Consider the following 21529-nt stretch of genomic DNA (forward strand, 5'->3'; position numbering starts at 1 on the left):
GTTTCTTCGGATGCTAATTGCGCTGTTTCCAGTATAGATTCTGTATTATTCTTAGAGTTATGTTTGTACGGTATTTTCTGACAGAAGTGTTCGTTCTCGTAATAATTCCTAGCGCAGAATTAACACAGTTTAAAATAAATAAGGCGAGAAAACATTTCTCGCCTTAATTTAGTGTTTCAAGTAATACAAAAACCTTTTAATTATCTATCAATAAGAAAGGTGCTATGCCGATAATTTTTTCTGTTATGAGATTATGATGTAGATTTACTGCAATAATAGAATAAATAATTGCTCCATCCGGCGTGAGAGTCGCCGATCGTTTAGAGCGTGAAAGAATCACCGTTGCTTGTAGTTTGGGTTCATAACCACCGCCAAGACCGGTATCATGTACTGATTTCATATTTATTCTGTTTAATTCTTCACGACAGGCAACAAAGGTTATTTCATCATATTTTGCCATCCTTTCATCGGTTTTCAGCAGCGTAAAAATATCGGACAATTTTTTACGATTCCCCGCTTCCGGGCTGACTAATAGTGCGTCATATTTATTGATATTCGTACTGTCTGTTCTATTTTTCCATACTGCCGCCTTCACTTCCTCATCAGGCATTTTCTCATAATATTTGATACCGTAATTTCTTACCCTGCTATGATTAACTGTATTGGCTTCTACTCCAGTGGCTAGCCGATAATTTTCAATATCATTAGTAGCCATATTCTGAATATCGTTCATGGTAAACGTTTTATCACCTATTCTTACATTAGCCAGACTTGCTGTGTTGCCTGCTTTAATTGTTGCATAAGGTTGTACAGTTAAGCCGCTATTACCTAATGTAACATCAAAGGGAGAATTCAATAGATTTTCCGGTGATTCCAATAATGTCTGACCGTGAGGACCAAGAAATTGAATCGTTTTTCCCGCGGGGACTTGCGTCGTTGCACTATCAGAGAAAAAATATCCATGTGAACTCAGCATTAATCTATTCGCCGGTTCATTAGGTACTGTCCATAATTCGAATGCACCGCCAAGCTCAATTTTTTGTGGTTCAAGTTGAGGATATTCTTTTTGTAAAAGTCCAATTCTGAATTGTGCTTTTCTTTTTCTAATATCAGCTGATCCAATATCTATATCCATCCCTGGTTTTTTATTCTCTTTTCGCCATTCCTTCACTCTATTACGGTAATCAGTAGCTGATTCACCGGGCATTTTTTCAGGTTTTCCACTACCCACACCCATGACATTGCGATGTGATTCATTTATGTTTATTTCGATGTCTGTCAATGGAATTTGACTATCGCCTTTACCATAATAAGGTTGAATAACATACTCGCTTTCACCTTTGAATATGGCATATTCTGTTCTGAATCTATTTTCAGTCAATAAGGCTGAATTGTTTTCTAATAAATAGTCGGAATTACTGAAATCAAATAACGTATTTTTATCATTGGAGTAATATTTTGTTCCCACAATGCGTGATTCTTCCAGTAAAGAAAAACCGCCACTGACTTTTTGATCAATTATTTTATTATCGATAGAGGTAAACCATGTTGGGTAACGATTATAATAGATATGTAGCATCTCATGATATAAAGCGATAGCAGGTTCACGGGAACGCCAGGGCTCCTCGACAAGTTTTTCTTCTGTGCCAATCAGGTGATTCTCTGGATCAAAGGCAATACTGCTACCGGCACTATTACGGGCATAAAATTGACCATCTTTTTCGCGTACAATGGCACTCATCATTGGAGGTTGTATATTTATACCCTGTTTTTCCAATTCCTGAATAACGATATTTCCGGAAGGGATTTCACTTATTTCATCTAGTACGTGAGTGACTTGATTAATAAATAGATCATTACCTGTTATTGTGATCCCGACAGGAGGAATATCTACACGGTTACTCTCTATGGATGTGTATTGTATAGTTTTTGGGATATTACCCGAAGAGTATTTTGGCATCGGTGTGCTAGGTATTTCTTCAATAGCTAGGGCAATTTTATTGATTGCTGATGCATTAGGTAATTGATTTCCAACAGGATAGATTTCTCTCAATAGATAAGGCAGTTCGGTTTTGATGGCATTAATTTTTTCAGCCGAAATACTGAGGTTTTTTGGTAATGGATTGTTTTGTAATGGTAAGGTGACTTCACGTATCCAGGCTTGTTGGATATTCACTATCTCTGTGTTGAGTAGGGCTTGTTTATTTCCAAGTTTTAGGGATTTCTCCAAGAAATGGGTTAATGTGTCAGTAATATCTGATAGTTTATCGATATCATACTTTTCATGATCTTTGAATGCGGTATTGATATGAATAAATGCATCCAATATTTTATCATTATTAATATTACTGCGTGCTGCTTCAAGTTCCTGATCTATTTTTTTACTCTGCTCCAGGATAAGAAATTTATTAAATACATCGGTATGAGTAATCCAATGGCCATTTTTATCTAATTTCACCGCAGGCCAGTAACTAAATTGTTCTGGATAAGCCGGGTTGGCTACTCGCCAGGTGTGGTTTGCTTCATCCCATTTGACTTGATAATTAGCACCAGATTCCTTTATATAGTAGTTCTGTTTAATTGCTGTTTCCACATTAGCAGGGTGTATTGAATAGACCCCTTTATATATTCCCTCATTTGCATGAGGGACCATTTCGTCGAGTGAAATATTGCTGACTTTCCATTCATTTTTAAGTTTACCAATCCCTCTGGTACTTTTGCTAAAAATATCGGCGAAACTTTTCTCAAGTTTAATGCTATTTTTTATCACACCTACTGCGCTTACAACTCCTCGGTAAGTTAAGGTCAGTGTTGATCTAATCGGTAAAGGCTCGATTAAATCAATTAATCCGCCGAGCAGAATGCGAGAAGATTGACGCAAAGTGATTACGCCATGCTCTGGTAATGTTCTGATAACCGCTGTAATTAAAGCTCTTCCGGTTAGACCGGCTTGTCTGAGGCGCAATGTGGTCTGTGTGACTTTTGCGGCCATTGATTCAGTCAATGACATACCTAGGGTAGCAACAACTAACAGCACATTTGCTGTATCAAAGACAATGGAGCCAATATCCTCTCCAGTTAATTTATATTCACTATCGGTTGTTGCTTTATAGATAACATTATAGAAAGGAATAAGAATGGTTGCCGCGATATGCCAACCAGAGGTAATATCCAGCGCCTGTTTACTTTTTATTGCAATATCGTTTAAGCCTTGCTGTATTATTGTTGTGGTAACAGAAAGTAAGTTCTCTTCTTTATGAAAATTAAATTTAGGTGAACCTGTGAAGCTAATTCCGACATTCATTCCTGAAGTTATACCGTAATAATCATTCCAAAATGCGTCGTAAGAATATTTATATCTGTTTGTTTCTGAGAAACCACTCAAGGTTTTGGCCCGTACATAGCCAATCGGGAAAAGTCTTTTTCCTGTACGAACCATTCTATTTGCCATTAATATCCCCATACCTATCTCTATTTTTTGCTCAATTAAAAATAGTGCATTGGGTCTAGACATAGCACGTAAGGTGGGTTGGCTATCAACTTGTTGTTGGGAATATTTTTTTGCTTTCACTCCTCCTTGTATTGTTGAGACAACCAACCAATTACCCTGATACATTTTTATCATGGCGACATTTCCCATGCCGTGTTCGACTGAATAGAGAAAGGCTTCTTCTGGTGGATTAACAATTTCTTCGGCAGTTAATTGCGCAGCCGGAGATGAAAGTATTAACTTACTGAGTGAAATGGATTCATAATGACTGTATTTGTTTTTATAAACATTAAATTGCTCATTAAAATTATATTGTGAATCAAATTTATCTCTCTTTTTGAAATCAATAAAAGAAAAATATCCTGCTGGCTTTACGTTGCTTTTATTGAAAGGATTAAGTTTTTGCTTGTCATTTTCAAATAATTTTATTGTTTCTAATGTAGAATACTTAAATGCTTGTTCCTCATTGGAATTCTCTTTTCTCATTCGATAAATGATTGCGGCTGTTAAAATAATACAGCCTTCCATTTCAATATGTTTTGATTCTTGAGAAAGAACATGATCAGTATCATAGTGAATATTATGTTTTTTAAATAATAATTCAGCCTGATCTTGGGCAAAAATGATATCGCGATAATCACCATGACCTTGAGTCATTTTTCCGATTTTAGGGGCAATCTGATATAATAGGGCACCTAATGAAGATAAGACTAATAAATGATACTTAGCAGCTTGTAGAGTTTGCAGTTCAAAAATATCTTTCTGACTATACTCGGTACGATGTTGTTTTTTTAATGCTACCTCTTCTTTGGCTAGTAGAGCTAATAGTATGTCATCTCCAATGCTGATACTTTGGTTTGTTTCTGGATGAGTAATCGGAATGCCTGGATTAATATTATTAGCAGAAATTAAACTATTCACCTTTTCAATGCCTTTTTTATAGGATTTGAAAAGATCTTCTTTATCTTTGATTCGTTGGTTATAATCTGATTTTTCTTTATCACTTAACGTTACATTGCCATCTGACATAAAAGTTAGCAATACATCTGAATAGACCTCATCATCGATTTCTCCGGTAGAGAATGCCTGACGATATATTTTTAGTAAAGGTTCTTCCGCATTGATACCCAGTTCCTGCCATATATCGGCTTTAGTTTGATCTGAATTGACTTTATTTTTATTTATGCTTGCTAATTTTTCATGAATTTCTATTTTTGATATTAAAATATTGATTGCTGTATCGATATCAGAACTATCATAATTTTTTATGAAAAAAAGGTTGAATATATTGTTAATGTTATGCAGTAACTCAGAGTATTTTATTTCGGAATATTCATTGAAAACGGCGTTCACAGCTTGTTTTAAAGTTTGTTGTAATTTAGTTGAGTATTTATTATAAGAAAATAAATTTTCTATGATATATAGACTCACTTTTTTAATATCAGAGGTTATCCAAGTTGGATAGTCTTGATTGCCTTTTAATAGGTAAGTAAAAATATTGTCACTATTTTTATAATTTTTCGTATTATATTTAAAATACTCTCCATTGACCACGGTATATTCATTTTCTTTTGATTGATAGGCATCGTTTTTATTTTCTACATCATATTCAAAATGTGACATATAACCCTCCAAGTTGATTAAATTTATTTAGCTATATAGCTACCGTATCCATCTGATTTATAGAAATGATTGCTCATATAAAAATATTATTTTTTGATTTTAAAGTCACAATCGTAAGGCAGGGTAATTATAGTTAATATCAGTTAATATCAAATACCAATTAATAACATTGTAAAATTATTAATTAGTATAACTATATATAAATATTTATTTATAGTTTTTTATAATATGGTTAAATATAAGACAATGTATCCGTTGAGGAGTGGGCTGATAAGGTCTCTGTGGTTAATACGGGGTATTTATTAAAAACACTCTATAGCGAGTAGTAAACAGTAGAAATAGTAAATATTTGTAAAGAAGTGGAAAGGGAAATGTTATCACTGTGAGGGGATAATGATAATGGTTCAATATAGTGACACCTCGTATCGAACAGAACGAGATGTAAGGTTAGAACAAACTACAGCGATTAAACTGTAGTTTGACTCAGAAAGGGTTCAATTAAGGGAAATCAGGCCGTAGGGCGGGCGACAATATTACGCGTTTCCATTCTGACTTCATCAATACGAACATCAAGAATATCGTTCAATTGGTAAGCGACTTCACCTTTGATAATCACTGTACCGGTCTCTTGGCTACATTGCAGCTCATCACGCACGGCATGTAGGAATGGTGCCGGTATAAAGGCCACTGCACCGTTATCGACCAGTCGGACACGTAAACCACCACGGGTGATATCAATGACTTCTGCGGTAAATCGTTGTTCTGTTCCTGCGTGTGGTTGCAGGAAGCGGGCATACAGCCAATCCCCTACATCTCGTTCAGCCATACGATTCAGTCTGCGACGTTCAGCCAGTTGTAAACAGGTTTCTTCTGAGGGTTGTTTCACATCCGTTTTTTGAATAATCGCTTTCAGTAAACGGTGGTTAATCATGTCGCTGTATTTACGGATCGGTGACGTCCAGGTGGCGTAAGCATCAAAACCGAGACCAAAATGAGGGCCGGGTTCAGGTCTAATTTCTGCGAAAGTCTGGAAACGACGAATGCGACTATCAAGGAATTGTGTTGGCTGTTTATCCAATTCACGGCGTAATTTGCAGAAGCCGTTTAAGGTTAACAATTCTTCTGTGTTAGCATCGACACCATTTTCTTTCAGTAATTCAACCACTTGTTCAATTTGCAGTGGCTCAAAACCCATATGGACATTGTAAATACCAAAACCTAACTTATCGCGTAGTATTTTTGCGGCGCACAGGTTAGAAGTGATCATGGCTTCTTCAACAATACGGTTAGCTGTGCGGCGTTGTTCTACTACGATATCCAGTACGTAACCATTATCATCGAGGATGAAGCGATAATCAGGACGATCTTTGAAAATAAGCGCATTTTGGTGGCGCCATTGGTTACGGCGATCACTCATTTCCTTCAGGAGCGTGATTTGAGCCTTAATCGCTTCGGAAGCAGGTTCCCAAGTCCCGGTTTCTTCCAGCCAGTCAGAAACTTCGTCGTAAACTAATTTAGCTTTTGATTCAACCCAGGTAGAGAAAAACGCAATATCATCACTCAGTTGACCATCTTCCAGAATAGAAACTTGACAAACCAATGCCGGACGACGAGCGTTAGGGCGCAGAGAGCATAAATTCTCTGACAGGTCGCGTGGCAACATGGGGATATTAAAACCCGGCAGGTAGTTAGTGAAAGCACGTTGATGGGCGATTTGATCCAGTTCGCTGTCAGCCGCAATATAAGCTGTTGGATCAGCAATGGCGATGCTGAGTTTCAGGCTACCGTCATCTTGCTTAGCAATATGCAAAGCATCGTCCATATCTTCCGTGGTTGCACTGTCAATAGTGACAAAATCCAGCGACGTTAAGTCAATGCGCTCAAGATCGCCATCGTTCATCTGGCAATCGGTAGCCATAGCGGGAGCATCACGTTCCAGGTTATGGCGAGTGAGTGTTACCCACCAAGGGGCGTAGTGATTGTCGCCTTCAGTGATATAGCCGGTAATTTCTGCATGAAAACCACGGCTGCCTTTCAATGGATGATGACGCATTTCAGCGACAGCCCAATCACCATGTTGAAATGGATGAGTGACCTGATTGGTCGGCCGGCAAGGGATAGCATCTTTTAGCAGTGGGTGATCAGGAATGATCCATAAACGGTTATCATTTTCTTTTTTCTGGACACGGCCAACGAAGCGACTTAGAAATGGTTCGACCAATGTTTCTGGCTCGGCGATCTCTCTTTCTTTATCAGTATGAATAGCGGCAGTCACTCGATCGCCATGCATAACTTTTTTCATGTGTGGGGGAGGAATAAAATAACTTTTTTGCCCATCGACTTCTAAGAATCCGAATCCTTTTTCGGTACCTTTGACCAAACCTTCTACTCGAAGTGTTTGGGAATGAAGTTGCTGTTTTAGCTGTGCAAGCAGCGGGTTGTTTTGAAACATAATATCCGCGGAGAAAGTTGAGGGTTATTATCAGATAGTTTTTTAGAATAACAGTTTTACGCGAATTGATGATGTCGAGCAAGCAACATCTGCAAAATAGCGTAAAACAGTATGGAAATTGCAATGAAAATTACAATAGTTACTCAGGGTAAATTTTTTCTTTAAATTCACATAGATCTTCAATAATACAGGAACCACAACGAGGTTTACGGGCTATGCAGGTATAACGACCGTGTAAAATAAGCCAATGATGACAATCAACTTTAAATTCAGCCGGGACAACTTGTAGTAATTTATTTTCGACTTCATTGACATTTTTACCGGGCGCGAATTGAGTACGATTACAAACGCGAAAAATATGGGTATCGACTGCAATAGTCGGCCAGCCGAAAGCGGTGTTTAATACCACATTGGCTGTTTTGCGGCCAACACCTGGCAATGCCTCCAATGCAGCACGATCTTCGGGAACCTCGCCAGCATGTTTTTCCAGTAATATCTGGCAGGTTTTAATTGTATTTTCCGCTTTGGTGTTATACAGACCGATAGTTTTTATATACTCTTTCAGCCCATCTACACCAAGGTCAAGTATTGCCTTGGGGGTATTAGCAACCGAATAGAGTTTCGCTGTGGCTTTATTAACGCTCACATCTGTTGCTTGCGCTGAAAGCAGTACTGAAATAAGTAACTCAAATGGTGTTGTGAAAACTAATTCAGTTGTTGGCTTTGGGTTGTTATCCCGTAAACGCGTTAAAATGTCGATACGTTTCTGCTTGTTCATATCAAATGGAACTGTCCTATTCTGGTAACATGGTTATTGCACGGCTTTTTTCTTTTATTGCCCTAGTTTTCATTTTTTCGTCAATAAGATATTTCGCTGCCAGCATTAATCCCAAACCGATAAAAGCGCCGGGTGGTAAGATCGCTAACAGGAAAGGGGAATCCATATGAACGATTTCTATTCGTAATACTTTAGCCCAATTACCCAGCAGTAAATCAGCGCCATCAAATAGGGTTCCATTGCCGAGAATTTCTCTAATAGCACCAAGAACAAACAGGGCAAAAGTGGCTCCTAATCCCATTGCTAAGCCATCAATCGCAGAGGGCATAATTGGATTTTTCGCTGCATAGGCTTCAGCACGGCCGATAACAATACAGTTAGTCACAATCAGTGGAATGAAAATCCCCAATGATTCATACAGACCAAAAGCGTAGGCGTTAATCAACATCTGGACAGCACTTACAACCGAGGCGATGATCATAACATAAATTGGAATACGGATCTCATTGGGTACCCAACGACGCAAGCTGGAAACCGCAATGTTGGTACAGACTAGAACCAGTGTCGTTGCCAGCCCTAAGCCGAGCGCATTGGTTGCAGTGGAAGATACGGCTAACAGTGGGCACAATCCTAGCAGTTGTACTAAAGCGGAATTGTTTTTCCATAGCCCTTGGATAAATAATTTTTTGGTTTCACTCATGATTTTTCTCCACAGGATTCTAGAGAAGAGAGATGTTTAGGTATAGTTTGTAAATAAAGTGTGGTTCGTTTGACTGAGTTTACCACGGCGCGTGGGGTAATAGTGGCGCCGGTAAATTGATCAAATTCACCGCCATCTTTTTTCACTGCCCAGTGCTGGTCATGATTTGATGTGATGGTTTTCCCTGAGAATACATTAATCCAGTTTGAAATCCGGGTTTCAATTTTATCCCCTAGTCCTGGGGTTTCATGATGTTCTGTAACCCGTACACCAAGTACTTTTCCCGAGAAATCTGCGCCAACCAGTAATTGAATAGCACCGGAATAACCATCCGGTGCAGTACTTTCTAACGCTGCCGCTACGGGTTGACTATTTTTACGGGCTAGATAGAGACGATGAGGCAAGTTATTGCCCAGAGCATCCGCATTGACTAGATAACACTCGTTTTGTATATCATTGTCGTATAGGGCAGGCGGAATAACCTGATCAAGCAGCGACTTGTGCTGTAGTGCGGCTTGTTCTGCGATAGTACTTTTGGTGAGTGAATTCACGACAGCCGTCAACCCGGTGGTAATTGCAGCAAAAATGGCTAGTGTGATGCCGTGACGTCGCATGGTTTCTAACATAACGGCTCCTTATTTATGCCCGTAAACGCGGGGTTGGGTGTAATGATCAATGAGTGGCACGGTGATATTCGCCAATAAGACCGCAAATGCTATGGCATCAGGATAACCACCATAAACACGGATAACCCAGACTAATAAGCCGATCATGGCACCAAAAACCAAACGACCTTTGGGTGTCGTGGAAGCACTGACGGGATCGGTTGCAATAAAGAATGCACCTAGCATGGTTGCACCGGAAAACAGTTGTAATAATGGTGGCGAATAATGAGATGGATCAATCAACCAGCTAATGAGTGCGCATAAGCCTAATACCAGGATAAATGCCACAGGAATTTGCCAGGTTATCACTTTTCTGTTCAGCAGAATCAACCCACCAACAAGATAAGCAATGTTGACCCATTGCCAGCCAATGCCAGCCAGAGATCCTTGCAATATAGGTTGGCGAAGAACGTCATCAATATTGTGAGTCAATAAACCGGTTTTGAAACTATCCAGCGGTGTAGCCTGGCTAATTCCATCGAAACCTTGTTGCAACTGCTGTAATGTTGTGCCATCGGGAGTATGACCGCTGAAGATCACCATCAGACTGTCTAGCGGTGTGATTTGTGTTGCCAGTAAATCCATAGGAGGCAACCAGCTGGTCATTTGCACTGGGAATGATATTAGCAGTACGACATAACCGACCATTGCCGGATTGAATGGGTTTTGACCAAGGCCACCGTATAAGTGTTTGGCAATAATTACCGCAAAGGCAGTTCCCAATACAATCAGCCACCAAGGAGCCAGTGGTGGAAGGCTGATCCCTAAAAGTAAACCTGTCAGTAATGCAGAATTATCCTGCAAACGAGGCATAATTGCCTGTTTACGCAAAGATAGGGCAAATGATTCTGCAAGTAGGGCGGTAATCACTGCAAGCAGGAGCTGGAACAAGGTACCGTAACTAAAGAAGTAAGTTTGTACTGCAATACCGGGGATCGCTGCCAGCACAACCCACAGCATAATGCGGCTGGTACTTTGCTGATCGTGTGTAAAAGGCGAACTTGCGACTTTTAGTTTTTTATTGTCAATTTGAACGGGTCTGAATTTCATTTATAACAATCACTATTCTATTGAAATTTTCTGTTGTTCCTGAGCGTCTTTTTTGGCCTTAACCCTGGCAATAGCGGCGGCGACGGCAGCTTTACGTGGATCGGTTTCTTCCGCTGACGGTGTTTCTGCCTGAGTTTCAGTTAATTGCTGTGTTTGGACTTTCTTGGCTTTGACACGAGCAATGGCAGCGGCGACGGCAGCTTTACGTGGATCGGTTTCTTCCGCTGACGGTGGCTCTGCTTGAGTTTCAGCTAATTGCTGTGTTTGGACTTTCTTGGCTTTAACACGAGCAATGGCAGCGGCGACGGCAGCTTTACGTGGATCAGTTTCTTCCGCTGGCGGTGGTTCTGCTTGAGTTTCAGCTAATTGCTGTGTTTGGACTTTCTTGGCTTTAACACGAGCAATGGCAGCCGCGGCGGCAGCTTTACGCGGATCAGTTTCTTCCGCTGGCGGTGGTTCTGCTTGAGTTTCAGCTAATTGTTGAGTCTGAGCTTTCTTGGCTTTGACACGGGCAATAGCGGCAGCGACCGCATCTTTATGAAGATCTTGTTTTTCACTAGCGGTAGTTTCTGGTTCTCTCGCTTCTGGTGATGGTGTTACTTCTTGATTTTGAGCTGCTTTTTTCGCTTTAGCTCTGGCAATTGCTGCTGCTAATGCGGCTTTGCGTGGATCTTCTGCACTTGGTGGTTCAGATGGAGCAATACTAATATTTTCCACCGCCTGTTTTTCCGCTTGACGAGCGCGAAGCTGCTCTTTTCTTGCCTGACGAGCAGCTATTACTGCGGCATTATCAGGTATTTGCCCCGGTTCTATAGCAACAATTTTACCCGCGTTAGCCTGTTTTTCCTTCACGCGGGAAAGCGCATCTTGTACAGCGCTCTTATCTTTATTATCAATTTGGACGGTCGATTTTTTGTGCCTTTCCTCTCGGGCCAGTTTTTCTCGTTCCATGCGCGCCTGCTTAGCTTCGAAACGAATTTTGGCTTCGGTTGAACGGCGGTTTTCCTGATCCAAGGCCCGAATTTCGGCTTTCTCTTGGCGATAATATTGCACTAGAGGAATATTGCTTGGGCAGACATAAGCACAGGCGCCGCATTCAATACAGTCGAACAGATTGTGATCTCTGGCTTTTTCGTGCTCTTGTCCCCGACTGAACCAATAGAGCTGTTGTGGCAATAAACGGGCAGGGCAGGCTTCCACACATAATCCACAACGGATACAAGCTTCTTCCGTTGTATTTGAATCCATTTCCTGATGGGATGGAGCCAGAATACAGTTACTGATCTTAACGATGGGCACGTTGAGGTCAGGTAGCGTAAATCCCATTAAGGGCCCACCCATAATGACCATCTGTTCTGATTGTGGCGCAAAACCGGCTAACTGGAGAAGAAATTGTACCGGAGTACCGAGCCGCGCCCAAAAGTTACCCGGCGAGGTGATGGCTTCGCCAGTAATTGTGACGATGCGCTCAATCAAAGGTTCTCCATCAATAATGGCACGTTTGATTGCAACCACTGTACCTACGTTCTGCATCAGTACACCGATAGTAGAGGAACGGCCACCGGAGGGGACTTCTTTACCGGTCAGTATCTTGGTCAGTTGTTTGGCGCCGCCAGAAGGATATTTGGTTGGGATAACCCGGACGATAATCGATTTATCGCCCTTTAGAACGGTTTTGAGTTCTTTTATTGCTGCTGGTTTATTATCTTCGATACCAATCAGGATCTGCTCCGGTTTAAGCAGATGTTCCAGAATACGAATGCCCTCAATAAGTTCGCCGGCATGTTCCTGCATCAGGCGGTCATCCGCGGTAATATAAGGTTCGCATTCTGCGGCATTAATGATCAGTGTCTTAAGACCATGACGGCCGCTTTGTAGTTTGGCTGCGGTAGGAAAGCCGGCTCCACCTAAACCTGCGATACCGGCCCGATGGATTCGGTTAAGAATCGTATCTGCATCCAGTGATTGATAATCCGGTGCTTGAATGCGTTCACCCCATTGATCTTTCCCATCAGGGCACAAACGAACGCATAACTCTTTCAACCCGGATGGGTGCGCTGTAATACACGGTTCAATGGCAATGATTGTGCCGGAAGTCGATGCATGCACCGGTACAGTACGACCAGTGCCAAATGTCAAAGGTTGGCCTTTAAGCACTTCATCACCCACTTTAACCAGCAACTCGCCTTCCGTACCCAAATGTTGTTGCAATGGGATGATTAACTCTTCCGGTAGTGGCGCAATGCGTAAAGGGGTCTGGCTGGATTGCAGCTTCATTTCAGGTGGATGAATACCACCGGCGAAATCCCAGATTTTATTTTTATTGAGCAAATTAAATAAATTAAACATGGTGTTCAGCCTCAATATTTTTGACCGGGGTACTTTTAATGGAAGTGGCGAGAGGTGGCTGAACAGGAATATTTCTAACTGGAATAGCTTTTAAATCCCATTTCCAGTTGGAAGTGGTTGTTGCTACAGGGATCATCGTAATACAGTCTGTTGGACAAGGAGCAACGCACAGGTCACAACCGGTACATAAATCTTCAACAATGGTATGCATGGCGCGTGTAGCACCGACGATAGCGTCTACAGGACATGCCTGAATACATTTAGTGCAACCAATGCAATTTTCTTCATCAATAAAGGCGACTTTGCGTGCAGGGTTTTGTATGTTTGCATCACCATCTAATGGTTGAGGATCGATACCGAGCAGCTCTGAAATTTTCAGCATGACTTGCTCACCACCCGGTGCACATTTGTTAATCATCTCGCCATTATTCGCTACGGCTTCAGCATAAGGGCGACAGCCTGGGTAACCGCATTGTCCACACTGGCTTTGCGGCAGAATATCATCAATGTTTTCAACAATGGGGTCCTCTTCCACCTGAAAACGGCGGGCAGCAAACCCTAGGATTAACCCAAAAATTAACCCTAGCGCACTGAGTGCACCAATAGCAATCCATAACGATGTCATCAGAATTTCACCAAACCACTAAAGCCCATAAAAGCCAAGGACATTAAACCCGCAGTAATAAGACCAATAGATGACCCCTTGAAAGGGGCGGGTACATCAGCAACAGCCAGACGTTCGCGAATAGCGGCAAACAATACCATAACAAGAGAGAAACCGGCGGCAGCACCGAAACCATAGATAGCGGATTGTAAAAAATCGTGTGATTGATTGATATTCAGCAGCGCCACACCCAGTACAGCACAGTTAGTCGTAATCAACGGCAAGAAAATACCCAATAACCGGTATAACGTCGGGCTGGTTTTGCGTACAACAAGCTCTGTGAATTGCACCACGACTGCAATGACAAGAATAAAGCTCAGAGTACGCAAATAGATTAAGTCCAGTGGTAATAAAATAAAGGTATTCACCAGCCATGAACATACAGAGGCTAGTGTCATAACAAATGTTGTCGCAAACCCCATCCCGATGGCAGTTTCCAGTTTTTTAGATACGCCCATGAAAGGGCATAAACCGAGGAATTTCACCAAGACGAAATTGTTAACCAATACGGTTCCAACAAATAAAAGAAAATAGTCAGTCATTGCTGTGCCTGAAAATGAGTTTGTTGACTTTTTATTAAATTATAAGTATGCCCTCGTTTTACCAGGGGCAATCTATTGTTAATGATAACAACCAAAGAAAGTTGAGGTTATCGATCTTGTGTGAAAGTCATTTTGACTCGATGAGAGCGTTTAATGTAGGGGACAAAAATAGCAGTTGCCAATAGTGGCCATGCTAATGCACGCAAAGCTATTTGATCAGGAATAGGGGAGAAAGCGAAAGTTTTCAATGCAATTAATACGGTAACAATAAGCCAAATAATAAAAATTTGGGGAAATCTTTTTGATCGAATGAAAAGCAGTTTCAATACCCATAGGGTGTAACACCACATTACCGCAGTAATGGCAACAGAAAGAAACCACATTAAAGTAAAGTGATTATTCCCGGCACTCAATGCATTGTTTTGACTAAAAAATGCCACAATATATAAGGCGAGCATTATACTGGCGCTGAGAAAGGTCATAATCAGATAAGCCGCCGGAGCCAGAATCCAACCATTAATTCGATGGTAATCATTGGTTTGATACATAAATCATTCCACTTGAAGCTATATGAAAAAAGAATAATAGGCGATTCTGATAACTTAGGAAATAGATTGATTGAAAGATCTTCAAGAGTAGATTCAGAGATAATTTGCGCAGCGGTCATCACCGATGATATTTTTTACGGATGCTGAATTGCTGCATATTATTAATGAGTTTGAGAGGCTGTTATGCGTGAGCTGTTAAAGGTTGGGCTGGTGGGGTATGGTTATGCGAGTAAAACGTTTCATGCACCATTAATTGCTGGCACTGCTGGTGTTAAATTGGCCGCTATTTCCAGTAGTGATGCTGAGAAAGTGAAATCAGATTGGCCAAATATCCCGGTGATATCCCGCACTGAGGATCTTTTTAATGATCCCGACATTGACTTAATCGTTATTCCGACACCTAATGATACGCATTATCCTCTAGCACAGAAGGCATTGGCAGCGGGTAAGCATGTTGTGGTGGATAAACCGTTTACTATCACAGTTGAACAAGCTGAATCTTTAAAAGAGCAGGCAGAAAAAGCGAATTTATTACTTTCTGTATTTCATAACCGCCGTTGGGATTCCGGTTTTTTGACGATAAAGTCGTTAATTAAAGAGAATCGTTTGGGCAAATTAAAATATTTCGCATCCCATTTTGATCGTTATCGTCCGGTTATACGTCAAAGATGGCGTGAAGCGGCAGGGCAAGGAAGTGGCATTTGGTATGATTTAGGCCCTCACTTACTCGATCAAGCGGTTCAACTGTTTGGTAAACCGCAATCTATTACGGCTGATTTGGGAATGATTCGCCCACAAGCGGAAGCGGTGGATTATTTTCATGTATTGCTGAATTACCCGGATATCAAAGTAGTTCTTCATGCAACAACTGTGGCGGCGGCTGAATCTGCTGTTTATACGTTGCATGGTATGGAAGGTAGTTACGTAAAATATGGTCTTGATCCTCAGGAAGAGCGATTGAAAGCGGGGGAAAGGCCACTGCATGCCGATTGGGGATATGATATTCGTGACGGTGTTATGACACTGTTAAGTGGAGAGGAGTTAGTGACTGAACATGTGCCGACTTTGCCTGGTAATTATTCTGCTTATTATGCTGCTATCCGTGATGCGATTACGCTAGGTAAACCTAATCCAGTCACGGCAAGTGAAGCCATTCAAATTATGAAATTAATTGAAGCCGGTATTCAGTCGGCAAAACAACAACGAACAGTCATTATATGAAAACGTTAATACTGTGTGATGAGAAGATTGGACGTAACCAGTTTACTGGAAAGGTAATTGAAAACAGTAAATTCCTTAACTGCGATTTTTCAGGGGCCGATCTGAGCGAAACGCAGTTTATCGGTTGTCAGTTTTATGACCAGGAAAGTCAGATGGGGTGTAACTTTAGCCATGCTGTGCTAAAGGACGCCAGCTTTAAAAGCTGTGATCTGTCAATGGTTAATTTCAGGAATGCTAACGCCCTTGGTATAGAGATCAGGGAATGTAGGGCTCAAGGTTCAGATTTTCGTGGAACCAGTTTTGTGAATATGATTAGTTCTCGTGTCTGGTTTTGTCGTGCGTACATAACCAAAAGTAACTTGAGCTATGCCAACTTTTCTAAGGTTATTCTTGAAAAGTGTGAGTTATGGGAAAACCGTTGGAACGGTGCGAATATTCTTGGTGCAAATTTCAGTGGCTCCGATCTTTCTGGTGGTGAATTTGCCGCTTTTGATTGGCGTGCAGCAAATTTTACACACTGTAATCTAACTAACTCAATGCTGGGTGAACTCGACATTCGTAGCATTAATCTGGAGGGCGTGAAAATCGATACCTATCAAGCGTCGGAGCTGATGGAACGGCTTGGTATCGTGGTGATGGAATAAACTCCCGCAGAATTTCTTAAGATTTGTCTATTTTCAGCTATTTAATTCTTAGTAGTTAGCTTGGTAAACCGGGCTAACTATTTGCAAAGCAAGGAAAATAACTAATGACTTGGTGGCAAAAGATAAGAATAGATCCTTTTTTGATGATATTAGTGACGGTAGTCGTTATTGCGACATTCTTGCCTTGCGAGGGAGAAATTAAAGTCTGGCTTCAACGGCTAACGACGGCTGCTATTGCTTTGCTGTTTTTTATGCATGGAGCTAAATTATCCCGTCAGGCCATTATTGCCGGCATGGGACATTGGCGGCTTCATTTAGTTGTTTTTCTCAGTACTTTTGTCTTATTCCCAATTATCGGATTAGGGTTGAATTTGCTAGTACCCGAAATCATGACATCAACGATTTATTGGGGATTCCTTTATCTTTGTGCATTACCGGCTACGGTTCAGTCAGCTATTGCTTTTACCTCTGTTGCTGGTGGTAATGTTGCCGCTGCCATTTGCAGTGCTTCGGCGTCCAGTATTCTGGGCGTGTTTTTATCGCCAATATTAGTCGGGTTGATGATCCATACACAAGGCGAAGGCAGCCCCGATACGCTGGAAGCAATAAAATCCATAATTCTTCAATTGATGGTTCCTTTTATTATTGGGCATTTGTCGCGGCCATTGATTGCCCGTTGGGTAGAAAAACATAAAAAACTGGTTAATATGACTGACCGGTCATCGATTCTTTTAGTGGTTTATGTGGCTTTTAGTGAGGCGGTGGTAGAAGGTATCTGGCATAAAATTGATGGTTATTCGCTACTGATGATTGGGGTGGTTTGCTGTGTTTTATTGGCGGTTGTGTTGGTTATTAATACTTATATTGCCCGTTGGTTAGGTTTTAATAAAGAAGACGAAATTACGATTGTTTTTTGTGGTTCGAAAAAGAGTCTGGCTAATGGCGTGCCAATGGCAAATGTTTTATTCCCCGCTACGACGGTTGGTGTAATGTTGTTGCCGTTGATGATTTTTCATCAAATTCAGTTGATGGTGTGTGCAGTATTGGCGCAACGTTATGCCAAGGGGTTAAAATAAAAATAGATATAAATCTATGGTAGGGAATGATTCAATTATCCAAAAAGATAGTTAATATGACGAATTGAGGCGACTAGGGTATATAAAAAATCATTTAACAATAAACCTATATTGTAGGCACTAACAGCGATTTTTCTTCTGAGGCAATCCGTAATGATATACGGTCATGGGATATATCCTTTAAATTGAGTAATTAGCAAGTTGTAAGCAAACCATTAGTCTAACTAAATTGACTAGACCAATAAAAATAACTATGCTTAAAGTATGTACAACAAGAGGTCATTTTATGGAAAAGGTTAACATCTACGACGCGAAAACTAACCTGTCCAGAATTATCCAGGAAGTCGCTCGCACCGGTGAGCCCGTAGTGATCGCCAAGAATGGTCATGCATTGGTTAAAGTCATCGCATACAGAGAAGATAAACCTAAGCGCAAGCTTGGTTTTCTCAAAGGCAAAGGTAGCGTCCCCGCCAATTTTGACGATATGAACAGCACCGAAGTTATTGATATGTTTGAAGGAAAATACTCCTAATGGATTTGTTGTTAGATACCAATATCCTGCTGTTCATGGCATATGAACCGGAAAAATTGAAAGCAGATATTGTTGATATACTTGAAGATACCGACAAAACTCTTTGTTTTAGTGCGGCGTCAGTATGGGAAGTGGTCATCAAAAATAGTCTCAACAAGCCTGATTTTTCCGTAGATCCCAAACAGTTCAGGGATGGGTTGTTTGAGGCTGGTTTGATAGAAATCCCCATAAAAAGCGAGCATACGCTTGTTGTGAGCGATTTACCTGAAAAACTACATAAAGACCCGTTTGACCGGTTAATTGTCGCTCAGGCGAAGCACAACAAGATTCCACTGATCACAAGTGATAGTAAGCTGATAAATTGTGTCAGTGATTATATAACCGTGATCCCTAATAAATAGCCAAAATAAGTCAGGAATGGAATCTCCATTCCTGCACTGTTTATATTTAACGACTTGCTGCTTTCATACGTAATGCCTGTTTTTCTGCATCACTGATAAAAGCGGTTTCCAGCCCATTTATCTGAGCCTGGCGAATTTGAGCAATAGATAAACCCGCGGCAGGTGCGGCAACTTCATATTCGTGGCGGATATCGATGCCTTCAACGGCCGGATCATCGGTATTAATGGAAGCAAGAATACCTTTTTCCAGGAATCGTTTCAGTGGATGGTCCAATAAAGAATTGACGGTGCTGGTTTGAAGGTTTGAGGTTAAACAGGCTTCAATACCAATACGGTTTTCAACCAAATAATCCATCAATACGGGATCGGTAATGGCTTTTACCCCATGACCAATACGAGAAGCTCCTAATTCCCTAATTGCTTGCCAAATACTTTCAGCACCAGCGGCTTCGCCGGCATGAATGGTTATATGCCATCCAGCATCACGGGCTTTGGTAAAATGAGATTGAAAAAGATGGCCGGGAAAACCTAACTCGTCACCCGCGAGATCCAATGCAGTAATATGTTGCTGGTGAGCCAGCAGGCTAGCTAATTCCTCAGTACAGGCTTGTTCACCAAAAGTTCTGCTTAAAATTCCGATAAGACGGATGTCGATATCGTTATTTTGACGGGCAGAACGGATACCATCAATAATCGCTTCAACGACCCCTTCAACCGGCAATCTGTGGTTCATCGCCATGTAATAAGGGGAAAAACGTAATTCAGCATAATCTAGCCCAGTATTGATGGCATCTTCAACATTTTCGATAGCAACACGACGACAAGCGTCCAAATCAGCTAATACTGCCACACCCCAATCAAGTTTTTGCAAAAAACTTACTAAGCTTGGTTCATTTTCAATAATTTGTACGTGAGGGAGTAGTGATTCCAGATCATTTGCTGGAAGCTGAATATTATGCTGGTTGGCAAGATCTAAGATAGTCTCCGGTCGGATATTTCCATCGAGATGGCGGTGTAAATCTGTTAGTGGGAGTTTTATGTCAATCACATTCCAGTCCTTTTTTATATAAAAAAGCCAGTCACATACGTTGACTGGCAATTTAACAAAACGTTTATGGGCGCGTTTTATTGCACAGGTTTCACAGTACCTTCTGCTTTCACTTTTCCATTGTCGTGGGGGGTGTCGCCTTCTGGCACTATTTGCTCTGGTGCTTCATCATCAGAAGGGTCGGATAAATTGTATTCAGACATGAACTGATGTAAGGGCATTTTCTTACCATTCATTTCTACATTACCGTCTACATAGTTGAATTTAATGCTGATAGCATCTTTATCAACCGTGGTAATTTTAAACAACTGTCCTAATTGTTCAAACTGTTTTATCTGTTGTTCAGCATTATGTTCAGCTTTTGCTTTATCCACACCATTCATTATCATCGACTGAGTAGCGAACTCAATCATCATAGGTTTTGGTAATGTGACATTCAGAGACATGTTTTGAATTAAAGTGCGAATAGCTTCTTCTGTTTTCATTGAAGACAAGCTACTTTTATCTTTCGGCAAGCTCTTCAAACCCACTTGGTAATTAATGGTGCTTTCACCTTTAGTATTCTTCCAGGTCAATGGCTCAATACCAAATTGTGGATTGTTTTTCAGCAAAATAGGCAGGTTAGAAAATACCGCGTCAATAATCGCTGTGTTTGCCGCATCGGAAGAGAGATCACCAGACGCGAGGGATTTAGCTGTGGCATCATTATATGCTTGGGTGAACTTACGGACAGATTCACCATCCAGACGATCCGCAGTAATTGCAAACTTACCAGAACCAAAATCAATGTTTTTCAGTTTAAGACCATCTAAACTATAAGTGATTTTTCCTTTCAGATTAGTTTCATCTTCACCGATATTTGAATCTATTTTAACTCCGGAAAGCATCATATCTTCATTGCCGATGCCTTTTAGGCTGATTTCCTGAATTTTGATGCTTTGATCGCCAATATAGATATCAAATTTGCCTTTTTTGTTAGCTAGGTTTAAATCAATACCTTTGACAAGGAAATTTTCGTCATTTTTATTGATGACTAACTGGTCACTCTTGATTGCCAGTGATATCTCTTTCAGATCACGGCTGAGATCGGAAGTCAGTTTGGCGCCGGAAAAATTGAACTTAGCACCATTTTTTTCAAAATCGACAGGGACGATATCAACATCAGAAATAACAGAACCACTATAACTGACACGTGAATCAGAAGTGAACAGTGATTTTCCTTTAGTGATTTCAAACAGGGGTTTTAAAGATTCATTATTTTCCAGCTCGGAATGTACGGAAGCCATACTAGGAATTAAGGTTAATTTTTTCACTTGTGCAAGTGGGAAAGGCCCGTGATCAATCACCGATTTAATTGAAATCTCTTCACCGGGTTTGATTTCTGCGTTTTTAACGCCGTCTTTAGCTGTCAGAACAAGACGGACATCAGAACTGAACACGCCACGGTGGAAATCTTTACTCTGTAACATCAGACCTGTTTCAGGGAAGGCTTTTTTCATCTCAGCATTGGCGCGGGAAATAGATTGATCTATACGTTGTTCAATCTGTTTACCTGTATACCATGAAGCTCCAGTCCAGGCTGCTCCCAAGGCAACAATAATGCCTATTGCCACTAACGATTTTTTCATAATGCAAATCCATCCTTTTAATGCATATTTTGCAGGTAATATGCATTCTCTTGGTATAAAAATGGCCGTTAACACAACTTGGAGTGTAAGTAGTGCTTAACAGCGCCTGTGAATAAGT

17 protein-coding genes are annotated in these 21529 nt (G+C 40.9%); 5 read left to right on the forward strand and 12 right to left on the reverse strand.

What is annotated here, in order from left to right:
* Nucleotides 1-196: 196 nt before the first annotated feature.
* The 10 genes from AACQ83_RS14565 to AACQ83_RS14610 form a co-directional block, all read right to left on the reverse strand.
* Nucleotides 197-5113: a putative adhesin gene (locus tag AACQ83_RS14565; protein ID WP_112878187.1), complete on the reverse strand. Its 4917-nt coding sequence runs from the start codon at nucleotides 5111-5113 to the stop codon at nucleotides 197-199.
* Between the two features lie 508 nt (nucleotides 5114-5621).
* Complete coding sequence (locus AACQ83_RS14570) at nucleotides 5622-7565, reverse strand: exoribonuclease II (RefSeq protein ID WP_112878188.1); 1944 nt, start codon at nucleotides 7563-7565, stop codon at nucleotides 5622-5624.
* Nucleotides 7566-7704: 139 nt separating this feature from the next.
* Complete coding sequence (gene nth, locus AACQ83_RS14575) at nucleotides 7705-8343, reverse strand: endonuclease III (RefSeq protein ID WP_112878189.1); 639 nt, start codon at nucleotides 8341-8343, stop codon at nucleotides 7705-7707.
* Nucleotides 8344-8359: 16 nt separating this feature from the next.
* The gene (locus AACQ83_RS14580) at nucleotides 8360-9043 is read right to left on the reverse strand and encodes an electron transport complex subunit E (protein WP_112878190.1); all 684 of its coding nucleotides are present in this window, start codon (nucleotides 9041-9043) and stop codon (nucleotides 8360-8362) included.
* Nucleotides 9040-9669: an electron transport complex subunit RsxG gene (gene rsxG / locus AACQ83_RS14585; protein WP_112878191.1), complete on the reverse strand. Its 630-nt coding sequence runs from the start codon at nucleotides 9667-9669 to the stop codon at nucleotides 9040-9042. Before rsxG ends, AACQ83_RS14580 begins: the two co-directional genes overlap by 4 nt.
* Nucleotides 9670-9678: 9 nt before the next feature.
* Nucleotides 9679-10758 (reverse strand): electron transport complex subunit RsxD, encoded by a 1080-nt coding sequence (gene rsxD / locus AACQ83_RS14590; RefSeq protein WP_112878192.1) that lies wholly within the window; start codon nucleotides 10756-10758, stop codon nucleotides 9679-9681.
* A gap of 12 nt (nucleotides 10759-10770) precedes the next feature.
* The gene (rsxC, locus tag AACQ83_RS14595; RefSeq protein ID WP_112878193.1) at nucleotides 10771-13107 is read right to left on the reverse strand and encodes an electron transport complex subunit RsxC; all 2337 of its coding nucleotides are present in this window, start codon (nucleotides 13105-13107) and stop codon (nucleotides 10771-10773) included.
* A complete protein-coding gene (gene rsxB / locus AACQ83_RS14600; RefSeq protein WP_112878194.1) occupies nucleotides 13100-13732 on the reverse strand; it encodes an electron transport complex subunit RsxB in 633 nt (210 codons plus the stop codon). Before rsxB ends, rsxC begins: the two co-directional genes overlap by 8 nt.
* Nucleotides 13732-14313, reverse strand: coding sequence for an electron transport complex subunit RsxA (gene rsxA, locus AACQ83_RS14605; RefSeq protein WP_011146612.1), 582 nt, complete (start codon nucleotides 14311-14313; stop codon nucleotides 13732-13734). The genes rsxB and rsxA overlap by 1 nt, the downstream gene beginning before the upstream one ends.
* A 107-nt stretch (nucleotides 14314-14420) precedes the next feature.
* Complete coding sequence (locus AACQ83_RS14610) at nucleotides 14421-14861, reverse strand: DUF2569 domain-containing protein (RefSeq protein ID WP_112878195.1); 441 nt, start codon at nucleotides 14859-14861, stop codon at nucleotides 14421-14423.
* Between the two features lie 183 nt (nucleotides 14862-15044).
* Here AACQ83_RS14610 and AACQ83_RS14615 point away from each other — a divergent pair, with 183 nt between their 5' ends.
* The 5 genes from AACQ83_RS14615 (at nucleotide 15045) to AACQ83_RS14635 (ending at nucleotide 18735) form a co-directional block, all read left to right on the forward strand.
* A complete protein-coding gene (locus AACQ83_RS14615; RefSeq protein WP_112878196.1) occupies nucleotides 15045-16082 on the forward strand; it encodes an oxidoreductase in 1038 nt (345 codons plus the stop codon).
* Nucleotides 16079-16726 carry a Qnr family pentapeptide repeat protein gene (locus AACQ83_RS14620; RefSeq protein WP_112878197.1) on the forward strand — a complete coding sequence of 216 codons (648 nt, stop codon included), beginning with the start codon at nucleotides 16079-16081 and terminating at the stop codon, nucleotides 16724-16726. Before AACQ83_RS14615 ends, AACQ83_RS14620 begins: the two co-directional genes overlap by 4 nt.
* Before the next feature lie 104 nt (nucleotides 16727-16830).
* A complete protein-coding gene (locus AACQ83_RS14625; RefSeq protein WP_112878198.1) occupies nucleotides 16831-17802 on the forward strand; it encodes a bile acid:sodium symporter family protein in 972 nt (323 codons plus the stop codon).
* 286 nt (nucleotides 17803-18088) lie between these two features.
* Entirely contained in the window at nucleotides 18089-18334 is a 246-nt protein-coding gene (locus tag AACQ83_RS14630; protein WP_112878199.1) for a type II toxin-antitoxin system Phd/YefM family antitoxin, read from the forward strand.
* A complete protein-coding gene (locus AACQ83_RS14635; RefSeq protein ID WP_112878200.1) occupies nucleotides 18334-18735 on the forward strand; it encodes a type II toxin-antitoxin system VapC family toxin in 402 nt (133 codons plus the stop codon). Before AACQ83_RS14630 ends, AACQ83_RS14635 begins: the two co-directional genes overlap by 1 nt.
* Before the next feature lie 46 nt (nucleotides 18736-18781).
* Here AACQ83_RS14635 and add read toward each other — a convergent pair whose 3' ends face one another.
* Together add and AACQ83_RS14645 are read right to left on the reverse strand one after the other, a co-directional pair.
* Nucleotides 18782-19783 (reverse strand): adenosine deaminase, encoded by a 1002-nt coding sequence (add, locus tag AACQ83_RS14640; RefSeq protein ID WP_112878201.1) that lies wholly within the window; start codon nucleotides 19781-19783, stop codon nucleotides 18782-18784.
* 77 nt (nucleotides 19784-19860) lie between these two features.
* Nucleotides 19861-21411, reverse strand: coding sequence for a YdgA family protein (locus tag AACQ83_RS14645; protein WP_112878202.1), 1551 nt, complete (start codon nucleotides 21409-21411; stop codon nucleotides 19861-19863).
* Nucleotides 21412-21529: the final 118 nt, after the last annotated feature.

Source organism: Photorhabdus sp. S10-54, assembly GCF_963878145.1.
GTDB lineage: Bacteria > Pseudomonadota > Gammaproteobacteria > Enterobacterales > Enterobacteriaceae > Photorhabdus > Photorhabdus kayaii.

Bases quoted from the DNA above. Each gene is read 5' to 3' on its own strand.
- AACQ83_RS14565 (WP_112878187.1), bottom strand. From the start codon at position 5,113: ATGTCACATTTTGAATATGATGTAGAAAATAAAAACGATGCCTATCAA.
- AACQ83_RS14570 (WP_112878188.1), bottom strand. From the start codon at position 7,565: ATGTTTCAAAACAACCCGCTGCTTGCACAGCTAAAACAGCAACTTCAT.
- nth (WP_112878189.1), bottom strand. From the start codon at position 8,343: ATGAACAAGCAGAAACGTATCGACATTTTAACGCGTTTACGGGATAAC.
- AACQ83_RS14580 (WP_112878190.1), bottom strand. From the start codon at position 9,043: ATGAGTGAAACCAAAAAATTATTTATCCAAGGGCTATGGAAAAACAAT.
- rsxG (WP_112878191.1), bottom strand. From the start codon at position 9,669: ATGTTAGAAACCATGCGACGTCACGGCATCACACTAGCCATTTTTGCT.
- rsxD (WP_112878192.1), bottom strand. From the start codon at position 10,758: ATGAAATTCAGACCCGTTCAAATTGACAATAAAAAACTAAAAGTCGCA.
- rsxC (WP_112878193.1), bottom strand. From the start codon at position 13,107: ATGTTTAATTTATTTAATTTGCTCAATAAAAATAAAATCTGGGATTTC.
- rsxB (WP_112878194.1), bottom strand. From the start codon at position 13,732: ATGACATCGTTATGGATTGCTATTGGTGCACTCAGTGCGCTAGGGTTA.
- rsxA (WP_011146612.1), bottom strand. From the start codon at position 14,313: ATGACTGACTATTTTCTTTTATTTGTTGGAACCGTATTGGTTAACAAT.
- AACQ83_RS14610 (WP_112878195.1), bottom strand. From the start codon at position 14,861: ATGTATCAAACCAATGATTACCATCGAATTAATGGTTGGATTCTGGCT.
- AACQ83_RS14615 (WP_112878196.1), top strand. From the start codon at position 15,045: ATGCGTGAGCTGTTAAAGGTTGGGCTGGTGGGGTATGGTTATGCGAGT.
- AACQ83_RS14620 (WP_112878197.1), top strand. From the start codon at position 16,079: ATGAAAACGTTAATACTGTGTGATGAGAAGATTGGACGTAACCAGTTT.
- AACQ83_RS14625 (WP_112878198.1), top strand. From the start codon at position 16,831: ATGACTTGGTGGCAAAAGATAAGAATAGATCCTTTTTTGATGATATTA.
- AACQ83_RS14630 (WP_112878199.1), top strand. From the start codon at position 18,089: ATGGAAAAGGTTAACATCTACGACGCGAAAACTAACCTGTCCAGAATT.
- AACQ83_RS14635 (WP_112878200.1), top strand. From the start codon at position 18,334: ATGGATTTGTTGTTAGATACCAATATCCTGCTGTTCATGGCATATGAA.
- AACQ83_RS14645 (WP_112878202.1), bottom strand. From the start codon at position 21,411: ATGAAAAAATCGTTAGTGGCAATAGGCATTATTGTTGCCTTGGGAGCA.